The organism is Thiobacillus sp., assembly GCF_024708915.1.
Genome location: NZ_JANJXQ010000067.1, coordinates 1 through 9,530 on the forward strand (window position 1 = coordinate 1; position 9,530 = coordinate 9,530).

Here is a 9,530-nt window from a genome sequence, read left to right on the forward strand (position 1 = left end):
ACCATGGCAGGCGACGTCGCCGACGTCAAAGTGCTGATGAACCACCCGATGGAAACCGGTCTGCGCAAAGACGCCAAAACCGGCCAACTGGTGCCCGCCCACTTCATTCAGGACGTGACGGCCACCGTCAACGGCGCCGCGGTGCTGAACGCCGACTTCGGCACCGGCATCTCCAAGAACCCCTACCTGGGATTCAAGGTCAAGGGGCCCAAGAAAGGCGACAAGGTCGTCGTCAACTGGGTCGACAATAAAGGCGACAAGAACTCCGCCGAAGCCACCATCGGATGATGCTGTTGCGCGCATTGACTGCGGCGTCAATGGAAGATATCCATTGGCGCCGCAGTCAGGTCGGCAAGGTGTAATCTGCACTGCTTCGGGCCGCTGTTGCGATCAGAAAACAAGAAAAGATGGGACGCAAGCAAGGTGAATTGCTTGCGTCCCATATTGAATTCTGTTGACTTGGTGGCAGCATTCTCGGTGGTACGGAGCTGGATGCCCTCGACGACGTGGCGTTGTGACAATGTCTCAAGGCTGCCCACGTGTCCACGCGCCAGGCGGCGGCTGAAACTGCCGCCGCTACAGGGCATGGACGAGGCGCAGGCGCGGTGGGCATCGCAGGGTTCGTGCCGTTCGAATGGAAGAAAGGAGAACGCATGGCAGCCCTGGTTTCCTGGCAATGAGCATGGCCGCCATCCTTGCCGACGCAGTGGTGATCGTGCACCTGCTTTTCGTCGCCTTCGTGGTGGCAGGCGGGTTTCTGCTGTTGCGCTGGCCGAGGCTGGTCTGGCTGCATCTGCCAGCCGCCGCCTGGGGCGCGTTCATCGAATTCAGCGGCGGGGTCTGCCCGCTCACGCCGCTGGAAAACCACCTGCGCGTCGTCGGCGGGGGCAGCGCCTACGGCGGCGATTTCGTCGAACGCATCCTGCTGCCGATCTTGTATCCAGGGCAGCTGACCCTGCCGCTCCAGCAGGTGCTGGGCGGGGTGGTCGTGGGGGTGAATCTGGTGGCGTATGCGCTGGCTTTCCGGGTCTGGCGCCGCCAAGCCCGGCAGGCTCAATCCGACCGGCGATCCAGTTCCTGATCGGCCAGTGAGACGGGGTCTTCCATCGGTTCCAGGTGTGTGGTGATGTGAGCGTGCGGCACGGCCTGGCGGATGTCGGCTTCGAGGCGCTCCGAGCAGTCATGCCCCTGCTGGATCGTCCAGGCGCCAGGCATCAGGACATGCAGGGTAATGAAGGCGCGGGTGCCGGCCTGGCGCGTGCGCAGGGCGTGAAATTCCAGCCCCTGCTGGCGGTAGCCGTCGAGGATGGCTTCGATGGCCCTGATTTCCTCCTCGGGGAGGGAAACGTCCATCAGCCCTGCGGCGGAGCGCTGCAGCAGTTGCCACCCGGTCCACACGATATTCAGGGCCACCAGCAAGGCGATCGCCGGATCGAGCCAGAGCCAGCCGGTCGCCCATACCAGTCCGACCCCTGCAATGACCCCTGCGGACGTCCAGACATCGGTGAGCAGGTGGCGGGCGTCGGCTTCCAGGGCGATGGATTTGTATTTGCGGCCTACCCCCATGAGGGTGCGCGACGTGACCAGGTTGATCGCCGAGGCGACCACCGACACTGCCAGGCCGATCCCCACCGCTTCCAGCGGCTGCGGGTTTAACAGGCGCTCGATGGCGGCATACGCGATGCTGACGGCGGCAATGAGGATGAGAAAGCCTTCGAATGCGCTGGAGAAATACTCCGCCTTGCCGTGGCCGTGCGCGTGGTTGTCGTCCGCAGGCATGGCCGCCAGCGACAGCATGGCCAGCGCCATCATCGCTCCTGCCAGATTGACGAAGGACTCGATTGCGTCGGACAGCAGACCGACCGAGCCGGTGAGCCACCAGGCCCAGCCCTTGAGCAGGATGGTGGCAAGGGCCGCAGCGATGGAGAGCCAGGCGTAGCGTTTGAGGGAGGCGGGCAGCATGTCGATTTTCAGCGGGAACGATCCAATCCGGATTTCCATGCCCTGTTTCATTGCGTGCACCGGATTTTATCCCAGCCGCATGAGCCGCGGCATTTCTTGCCGCGCCGATCTTTCTTGCAGACATCCTGCGGCTGAATCAATAAAATGCCGGGCATGAAAATCCTGCCCGTCCTGCTGTTGTGCCTGCCCCTTGCCGCCCATGCCGCATGGATCGATTTCGAAGGCGAATTCGAACAGGACAAACCCTGGGCCGAGGTGGCGTCGCAGCTGCCGCCGTACCCCAAGGCCGAAAACCTGATTCCGTTCAACGTGTCGTCGGCGACGCGCAACAAGTTCTTCGTCGACGCCGAATCGATCAGCATCGGCGCCGACAACGTGGTGCGCTACGTCGTGGTGGTCGAGGCCGCGGGCGGGGCGAAAAACGTATCCTTCGAGGGCCTGCGCTGCGAATCCGGCGAACGCCGCCTGTATGCTTACGGCCACCCCGGCGGCACCTGGTCGAAGGCGCGCAACGCCGGCTGGGAAAGCATCAGGTTCCGCTCGCTGCTGTCGTACCAGAAAGCCCTGTACGAAGACCACTTCTGTCCCAACGGCCTGCGTGTCCGGGACGCCAGGGAGGCGGTGCAGAATCTGCGGCGGGCGGCACGATGAGCGCTTCGGCCGTCAAACACGCGCGGCGCATCGTCGTCAAGGTCGGTTCCAGCCTGGTCACCGCCGAGGGGCGCGGGCTCGATCACGCCGCGCTGTCGCGCTGGGCCGAGCAGATTGCCGCGCTGACCGCGCAGGGCAAGGAAGTGGTGCTGGTATCGTCCGGCGCGATTGCCGAGGGTATCGCGCGCCTGGGCTGGAAGAAGCGCCCGAAGGCCGTCAACGAATTGCAGGCGGCTGCCGCGGTGGGGCAGATGGGACTGGTGCAGGCGTACGAATCGATCTTCCGCACCCACGGCCTGCATGCCGCGCAGGTGCTGCTCACCCACGAGGATCTTGCCGACCGCACCCGCTACCTGAATGCGCGCTGGACCCTGCGCACGCTGCTGGAGTTGCGCGCGGTGCCGATCATCAACGAGAACGATACGGTTGCCACCGACGAAATCCGCCTTGGCGACAACGACACGTTGGGCGCGCTGGTGACCAATCTGATCGAAGCCGACTGTCTCGTCATCCTCACCGATCAGACCGGCCTGTATACCGCCGACCCGCGCCGGGATCCGCAGGCGACGCTGGTGATGGAGGCGCACGCAGGCGATCCCGAGCTCGAACGCATGGCAGGCGGGGCGGGCAGCAGTGTCGGCACCGGCGGCATGCTGACCAAGATACTCGCCGCCAGGCGCGCGGCCAGAAGCGGCGCGCACACCGTGATTTGCTGCGGCCGCGAAGAACGCGTGCTGTTGCGGCTGGCCGCGGGCGAAGCCATCGGCAGTCAACTGATCGCCCGCCAGGCGCCGCTTGCCGCGCGGCGGCAGTGGCTGGCGGATCATCTGCAATTGCGCGGCGGCGTGGTGCTCGACGACGGCGCGGTGCGCGCCTTGCGCGAGGAGGGCAAGAGCCTGCTGCCGGTCGGCGTGAGGGGCGTGACCGGCGAATTCGAACGCGGCGAAGTGGTGGCGGTGGTCGATACCGACGGCCGCGAAGTTGCGCGTGGCCTCACCAATTACAGCGCCGGCGAGGCACGCCGCATCGCCGGCAAGCCGAGCAGCGCGATCGAGGCCGAACTCGGCTACATCGATGAACCGGAATTGATCCACCGCGACAATCTGGTGGTGCTGGCGTGACCACCACGCTCGACTTGCTGCGCCACGGCGAGCCCGTCGGCGGGCGCAGGTATCGCGGCCAGATCGACGATCCGCTGTCGGAAAAAGGCTGGGCGCAGATGCATGCGGCGGTCGGCGATGCGGCGCCGTGGACGCGCATCGTGGCGTCGCCCCTGCTGCGCTGCCATGCGTTTGCCGAAACGCTGGCCGGCCGTCACGGCCTGCCGCTGGCAGTGGACGCGCGGCTGAAGGAAGTCGGCTTCGGCGAATGGGAGGGCAAGTCGGCTGCCGAGATCGAGCAGGAGACGCCCGGCACGCTGGCGCGCTTCAAGGCCGATCCGGTCAATGCGCGCCCGGCCGGCGCCGAGCCGCTGGCCGCTTTCCATGCCCGCGTGGCTGCCGCGCTCAGCGACCTCCTCACGCAGCATGCCGGCCAGCACGTGCTGCTGGTGGGGCACGCCGGGGTGATCCGCATGGCGCTGGCGTGGGCGCTGCACATCCCCCTGGAACACGCCTACCGCATCGAGGTGGCGAGTGCCGGGTTGACCCGGCTGCGCTTCGACGGCGAACACGCGAGCCTGATTTTCCACGGCAGTTCGCGCATCGCCCGGTGATCCGCCGCATTGTTCTTCTGGCATGCCTGCTGCTGGCCGCGCCAGCGCAGGCCGCCGCCATCCGCATGGTCGATGATGCCGGGCGCACGCTCGAACTCGAGCGGCCGCCGCAGCGCATCGTGTCGCTGACGCCGCATCTCACTGAACTGCTGTTCGCCGCCGGCGCGGGTGCGCAGGTGGTCGGGGTGGACAGCGCGAGCGATTATCCCGAAGCGGCGACAATGCTTCCACGCGTCGGCGACTACAGCCGCATCAACTTCGAGCGCATTCTGGCGCTGAAACCGGATCTGGTCGTCGTCTGGGTCGGCGGCAACCGCGCGGCCGACATTCACAGCCTGGAAAAACTGGGTGTGCCGGTGCTGCACACGCAGGCCACCCGGCTTGCCGATGTGGCGCGCCTGCTGCGCCTGATCGGGCAGGCGAGCGGTCATGCCGGGGAGGGCGAGGCGGCCGCGCGGGATTTTTCCGCCAGACTGGCCGCGCTGCGGGTTCAGGCCACCCGGCGCCCGCCGGTCGACGTGTTCTATCAGGTCTGGGACCAGCCGCTGATGACAGTGGGCGGGCAGCACTGGATCAGCGATGCCTTGGCGCTGTGTGGTGCGCGCAATGTGTTTGCCGACCTGCGCGCAGTCTCCCCGGTGGTGTCGCGCGAGGCGGTGCTGCGGCGCGCGCCGGCGCTGATTGTGAGCGGCAGCGATGCGCCCGACGTGCGCCGCCAGTGGCAGCGTTTTGGCGGCCTGCCGGCGGTGAAAAACCAGGCGTTTGTGCGGCTGGATGCGGATCGCCTGCATCGCCCCACGCCGCGCCTGATCGAGGGTGTGGCCGCTCTGTGTGCGGCGCTGGCGCCCTGGCGCCTGTTGCAATAAGGGGTGTTACGCCCGGTGACGGTTGTCGCCCGGCTTGCGGTTGGGGCAGTTTTCCTTGATGCAGTCGGCGTAGATCTGCAATGAGTGATCGTTGATGGCAAAACCGCGTTCCTTGGCGATGCGGGCCTGGCGTTTTTCGATTTCGCTGTCGAAAAACTCTTCGACCTTGCCGCATTGAAGACAGACCAGATGGTCGTGGTGATCGCCATGGTCGAGCTCGAACACCGCCTTGTCGCTGTCGAAATGGTGGCGTATCAGCAGGCCGGCCTGCTCGAACTGGGTGAGCACACGGTAGACGGTGGCGAGACCGATATCCTGGCCTTCGTCGGACAGCAACCGATAGACTTCCTCTGCGGTCATGTGGCGCTTGTTGCTCTGCTCGAACAGGTCGAGAATTTTCAGGCGCGGCAAAGTGGCTTTCAGGCCAATGCTCTTGAGGTCGTACGGATTGCTCAAAAGAGGCTCCAGAACGGGAACGCGAATACGTTATGATACGTTCTTTTCCAACCCGCCCAAACCCTTCCGGCTTCTCGGTTATGCGTCATTTCCTGATTCCTGTTCTGCTTCTGAGTCTGGCTGCCGGGTGTTCCAGCGTCAAAATCGGCCCCCACCGCATCGATGTGCAACAGGGCAATGCGCTCGACCAGGAAAACGTCGCCCGTTTGAAGCTCGGCCTCAATCGTTCGCAAGTCCGCTTCCTGCTGGGTACCCCGCTGGTGGTCGATCCGTTCCGGAGCGATCGCTGGGATTACGTGTACGTGTATTACAAGGCCGGCAAGCTGGCCGAGCAAAAGCGCATCACGCTGTTTTTCGACGGCGACACGCTGGCGCGCATCGACGGCGACCTGCCGCCGGCCGGGCCCGCGCCTGTCGTGCAGGCCGCGCCGAAAGCCGAAGCCCCGGTTGCGCCGCCGGCCGTGACAACCGCGCCGATGCCTGCAGCAACCGCGCCTCAGCCTGCGCCACTTCCGGCAGCGGCTTCCCAGCCCCAAACGGTTGCCCCGACCGTCCCCCCGGCCGCTACGGACCCTGCGGTTGCAGCACCTCCTGCGGTCACGGCGCCTCCCGTTGCGGCAGCGACGGCTGCGCCCGCGGCGGTTGCGGCGTCGCAGCCCGCACAGGCTTCAACCGCGGCAAGCAGCGTCGTGCCGCCGCTGCCCAGCCCGAAAAATGCGCCGGCGTACGTCGATCCGCGTCCGCCAGCCGAACTGAGCCTGCAGCCCGAGACCGATGTGGCGAAAATCCAGCCGGACGTCATTCCGCCTTTCCCGGCGGCGGTTCCGCCGACGGTGGCGAGCGACGCCACGGTGCTGAAAGCGCTAAACGAATGGGCGGATGCCTGGGCGCGGCGCGACAACGAAACCTATCTTGCTGCCTACGATGCCGGTTTTGTTCCGCCGGGCGGCGTCAATCGTGCCGATTGGGAGAAGCGCAAGCGCCAGGTGCTGAACGCGGCCAAACGCATCGATCTTGAAATCGATTCGCCCGTGGTCGAGCGGACGGGCGACGCTGCTGCCACGGTGACCTTCAATCAGTTTTACCGTTCCGACAGCTACCGCGACGCGGTGGTCAAGCAGTTGAACATGGTCGAACGCGGCGGCCGCTGGCTGATCGTCGAGGAAAAGGTGCTGTCGGTTTTGCCCGGTGCCCGGCCATGAGCGTGCAGATCGCGATTGCCGGCGTGTCCGGCCGCATGGGGCGCGCGCTGCTTGAAGCCGTGACAGCCGATCCCGCCTGCGCGCTGTGCGCGGCGATCGACCGTTCCGGCAGTCCGCTCGCAGGGCAGGATGCCGGTGCCGCCTGGGGAGGCGCCAGCGGCGTGCGCATCAGCGATCAGCCGGCCGTCGCCCTGCAGGGCGCGCAGGCGCTGATCGACTTCACTCGTCCCGAGGCCACGGCAGGCTATCTCGATGCCTGCGTTGCGGCGAAGGTGCCGCTGGTCATCGGCACCACCGGCTTCGATGACGCCGGCAAGGCGCACATTGCCGCGGCGGCGCAACGGATACCCATCGTGTTTGCGCCGAATATGAGCGTGGGCGTGAATCTCCTGATGAAGCTGGCAGAGCTTGCCGCGCAGGTGCTGCAGGACGGCTACGACATCGAAATCATCGAGGCGCACCACCGCCACAAGGTCGATGCGCCCTCCGGCACCGCGCTGGGCCTGGGGCAGGCGGTGGCGCGCGCGATCGATCGCGATCTCGCCAGCTGCGCGGTCTACGGACGCGAGGGCGTCACCGGCGAGCGCGATCCCAAGACCATCGGCTTTGCCACCGTGCGCGGCGGCGACATCGTCGGTGACCACACGCTGTTGTTCGCCGGCATCGGTGAACGCGTCGAACTCACCCACAAGGCCAGCAGCCGCGCCACCTTCGCCCAGGGCGCGCTGCGCGCCGCCAAATGGCTGCAGCGCCGCGCGCCGGGTCTGTACGACATGCGCGATGTGCTGAATTTGAAATAGCCGAAACCGGATAACCGCATGCAACAGGAACCCACCATGAATGCCGTCAAGGTCTACAGCACCGGCACCTGCCCCATCTGCGTCAAGGCCAAGGCTTTTCTCGACAAGCGCGGCATCGGCTACGACGAAGTCCGCATCGACCTCGACCGCGAGGCGATGAAGGAATTCTCCGTCGTCACCAACGGCGCGCGCACCGTTCCGCAGATCGTGGTCGACGGCATCTGCATCGGCGGTTTTACCGAATTGACCGAGCTCGATATGGACGGCGGCCTGGACCATCTCCAGCCCTGACCCGAAGCAGGGGGCGGCCCGGAAGGCACCGCCCGGCATTGAAGCCAGGCTTCGGATCGGCTACAATTGCGCAATTCAAGTTCAGGCGGGTGCGCGCAAGCGGCCCGCCTGAATTTTGTCACTTGCGTCACGCTCATAGTCTTGCGGAGTCTTCCTTGTCTCGTGCCCAACCTGCCATCCTGGTTTTAGCTGACGGCTCGGTGTTTCGCGGCCTGTCGATCGGTGCCGACGGCACCACGACCGGCGAGGTGGTATTCAATACCGCGCTGACCGGTTATCAGGAAATCCTTACCGACCCTTCATATTCGCGGCAAATCGTCACGCTGACCTATCCCCATATCGGTAACACCGGCGTCAATGCCGAGGACGTCGAGGCGGACCGCATCCATGCGGCGGGACTGGTGGTGCGCGATGTGCCGCGACTGCATTCGAATTTCCGTGCCAGCCAATCGCTGTCCGATTACCTCAAGAGCCAGAACATCGTCGCCATTGCCGACATCGACACCCGCCGGCTGACGCGCATCCTGCGCGAAAAGGGCGCGCAGAGCGGCTGCATCATGGCAGGCGCGGTGGATGAGGCAAAGGCGCTCGACGCCGCGCGCGCGTTCCCCGGCCTGGCCGGCATGGACCTCGCCAAGGTGGTGAGTGCGCCGGCGGCGTACGAATGGAATCAAACCGAATGGAAGCTCGGGCGTGGCTATGCTCAACTGAGCGCGCCGCGTTTCCATGTCGTGGCCTTCGATTACGGCGTCAAGCGCAATATCCTGCGGATGCTCGCCGAGCGCGGCTGCCGTCTGACCGTGCTGCCGGCGACCGCCAGCGCGGAGCAGGCGCTGGCGCTGAAACCGGACGGCATTTTCCTCTCCAACGGCCCGGGCGATCCGGAGCCGTGCGATTATGCGATCCAGGCGGTCGGCGATCTGGTGGCAGCGAAGATCCCGCTGTTCGGTATCTGCCTCGGCCACCAGCTGCTGGCGCTGGCCTCGGGCGCCAGGACCGTCAAGATGAAGTTCGGCCACCACGGTGCCAACCATCCAGTGAAAGACCTCGACAGCGGGCGGGTCGCCATCACCAGCCAGAACCACGGTTTCGCGGTGGATGCGGCGACGCTTCCATCCAATATCCGCAGCACCCATGTCTCGCTGTTCGACGGCTCGCTGCAGGGCATCGCCCGCACCGATGCCCCCGCGTTCAGCTTCCAGGGGCATCCCGAAGCCAGTCCCGGCCCGCACGACGTGGGTTATTTGTTCGACCGATTCATCCAGCTGATGGCCGATCACGCCGGAGCACACTGATCATGCCCAAGCGCACAGACCTGAAAAGCATCCTCATCATCGGCGCCGGCCCGATCGTCATCGGCCAGGCGTGCGAATTCGACTACTCCGGCGCGCAGGCGTGCAAGGCGCTGCGCGAGGAGGGCTACAAGGTCATCCTCGTCAACAGCAATCCGGCGACGATCATGACCGACCCGGACATGGCCGACGTCACCTACATCGAGCCGATTTCCTGGCAGGTGGTCGAGAAGATCATCGAGCAGGAGCGCCCGGATGCGCTGCTGCCGACCATGGGCGGGCAGACCGCGCTCAAC

The 9,530-nt window shown here is 65.7% G+C and carries 14 protein-coding genes; 11 read left to right on the forward strand and 3 right to left on the reverse strand.

Annotated elements, in window-relative coordinates; genetic code table 11:
* A partial coding sequence (gene soxZ / locus Q0L94_RS05150) for a thiosulfate oxidation carrier complex protein SoxZ (protein WP_296750794.1) occupies positions 1 to 288 on the forward strand: 288 nt, incomplete at its 5' end.
* 26 nt (positions 289 to 314) lie between these two features.
* Here soxZ and Q0L94_RS05155 read toward each other — a convergent pair.
* On the reverse strand, positions 315 to 587 hold the full coding sequence (locus Q0L94_RS05155; RefSeq protein ID WP_296750797.1) for a hypothetical protein: 273 nt from the start codon (positions 585 to 587) through the stop codon (positions 315 to 317).
* A gap of 95 nt (positions 588 to 682) precedes the next feature.
* Between Q0L94_RS05155 and Q0L94_RS05160 the strand changes: the two genes are divergently transcribed.
* Positions 683 to 1,081 carry a DUF2784 domain-containing protein gene (locus Q0L94_RS05160; RefSeq protein ID WP_296750799.1) on the forward strand — a complete coding sequence of 133 codons (399 nt, stop codon included), beginning with the start codon at positions 683 to 685 and terminating at the stop codon, positions 1,079 to 1,081.
* On the opposite strand, the gene Q0L94_RS05165 is transcribed toward Q0L94_RS05160, so the two are convergent.
* On the reverse strand, positions 1,054 to 1,962 hold the full coding sequence (locus Q0L94_RS05165; RefSeq protein WP_366799229.1) for a cation diffusion facilitator family transporter: 909 nt from the start codon (positions 1,960 to 1,962) through the stop codon (positions 1,054 to 1,056). The two genes, Q0L94_RS05160 and Q0L94_RS05165, sit on opposite strands and share 28 nt — an antisense overlap.
* 153 nt (positions 1,963 to 2,115) lie before the next feature.
* Here Q0L94_RS05165 and Q0L94_RS05170 point away from each other — a divergent pair, with 153 nt between their 5' ends.
* Genes Q0L94_RS05170 through Q0L94_RS05185 form a run of 4 tightly spaced genes read left to right on the forward strand, consistent with a single transcriptional unit; the run spans position 2,116 to position 5,193 of the window.
* The gene (locus Q0L94_RS05170; RefSeq protein WP_296750804.1) at positions 2,116 to 2,613 is read left to right on the forward strand and encodes a CNP1-like family protein; all 498 of its coding nucleotides are present in this window, start codon (positions 2,116 to 2,118) and stop codon (positions 2,611 to 2,613) included.
* A complete protein-coding gene (proB, locus tag Q0L94_RS05175) occupies positions 2,610 to 3,734 on the forward strand; it encodes a glutamate 5-kinase (RefSeq protein WP_296750809.1) in 1,125 nt (374 codons plus the stop codon). The genes Q0L94_RS05170 and proB overlap by 4 nt, the downstream gene beginning before the upstream one ends.
* Complete coding sequence (locus tag Q0L94_RS05180; protein ID WP_296750810.1) at positions 3,731 to 4,327, forward strand: histidine phosphatase family protein; 597 nt, start codon at positions 3,731 to 3,733, stop codon at positions 4,325 to 4,327. Before proB ends, Q0L94_RS05180 begins: the two co-directional genes overlap by 4 nt.
* A complete protein-coding gene (locus Q0L94_RS05185) occupies positions 4,324 to 5,193 on the forward strand; it encodes a cobalamin-binding protein (protein ID WP_296750812.1) in 870 nt (289 codons plus the stop codon). Before Q0L94_RS05180 ends, Q0L94_RS05185 begins: the two co-directional genes overlap by 4 nt.
* A gap of 6 nt (positions 5,194 to 5,199) precedes the next feature.
* Here the strand turns inward: Q0L94_RS05185 and fur are convergent, their stop codons facing one another.
* Positions 5,200 to 5,649, reverse strand: coding sequence for a ferric iron uptake transcriptional regulator (gene fur, locus Q0L94_RS05190; RefSeq protein ID WP_296750814.1), 450 nt, complete (start codon positions 5,647 to 5,649; stop codon positions 5,200 to 5,202).
* 80 nt (positions 5,650 to 5,729) lie between these two features.
* Between fur and bamE the strand changes: the two genes are divergently transcribed.
* The 5 genes from bamE to Q0L94_RS05215 form a co-directional block, all read left to right on the forward strand.
* Entirely contained in the window at positions 5,730 to 6,851 is a 1,122-nt protein-coding gene (gene bamE, locus Q0L94_RS05195) for an outer membrane protein assembly factor BamE (protein ID WP_296750817.1), read from the forward strand.
* Positions 6,848 to 7,651, forward strand: a complete 804-nt coding sequence (gene dapB, locus Q0L94_RS05200; RefSeq protein WP_296750820.1) for a 4-hydroxy-tetrahydrodipicolinate reductase — start codon at positions 6,848 to 6,850, stop codon at positions 7,649 to 7,651. The genes bamE and dapB overlap by 4 nt, the downstream gene beginning before the upstream one ends.
* An 18-nt stretch (positions 7,652 to 7,669) precedes the next feature.
* On the forward strand, positions 7,670 to 7,942 hold the full coding sequence (locus tag Q0L94_RS05205; protein ID WP_296750822.1) for a glutaredoxin domain-containing protein: 273 nt from the start codon (positions 7,670 to 7,672) through the stop codon (positions 7,940 to 7,942).
* 155 nt (positions 7,943 to 8,097) lie between these two features.
* Complete coding sequence (gene carA / locus Q0L94_RS05210; RefSeq protein ID WP_296750824.1) at positions 8,098 to 9,237, forward strand: glutamine-hydrolyzing carbamoyl-phosphate synthase small subunit; 1,140 nt, start codon at positions 8,098 to 8,100, stop codon at positions 9,235 to 9,237.
* Positions 9,238 to 9,239: 2 nt separating this feature from the next.
* The coding region (locus Q0L94_RS05215) for a hypothetical protein (protein ID WP_296750825.1) at positions 9,240 to 9,530 on the forward strand (291 nt) is incomplete at its 3' end.

Excerpts from the sequence above, each read along its gene's own strand:
- dapB (WP_296750820.1), top strand. The coding sequence starts at position 6,848 with ATGAGCGTGCAGATCGCGATTGCCGGCGTGTCCGGCCGCATGGGGCGC.
- proB (WP_296750809.1), top strand. The coding sequence starts at position 2,610 with ATGAGCGCTTCGGCCGTCAAACACGCGCGGCGCATCGTCGTCAAGGTC.
- bamE (WP_296750817.1), top strand. The coding sequence starts at position 5,730 with ATGCGTCATTTCCTGATTCCTGTTCTGCTTCTGAGTCTGGCTGCCGGG.
- Q0L94_RS05165 (WP_366799229.1), bottom strand. The coding sequence starts at position 1,962 with ATGCTGCCCGCCTCCCTCAAACGCTACGCCTGGCTCTCCATCGCTGCG.
- Q0L94_RS05155 (WP_296750797.1), bottom strand. The coding sequence starts at position 587 with ATGCCCTGTAGCGGCGGCAGTTTCAGCCGCCGCCTGGCGCGTGGACAC.
- Q0L94_RS05205 (WP_296750822.1), top strand. The coding sequence starts at position 7,670 with ATGCAACAGGAACCCACCATGAATGCCGTCAAGGTCTACAGCACCGGC.
- Q0L94_RS05170 (WP_296750804.1), top strand. The coding sequence starts at position 2,116 with ATGAAAATCCTGCCCGTCCTGCTGTTGTGCCTGCCCCTTGCCGCCCAT.
- Q0L94_RS05160 (WP_296750799.1), top strand. The coding sequence starts at position 683 with ATGGCCGCCATCCTTGCCGACGCAGTGGTGATCGTGCACCTGCTTTTC.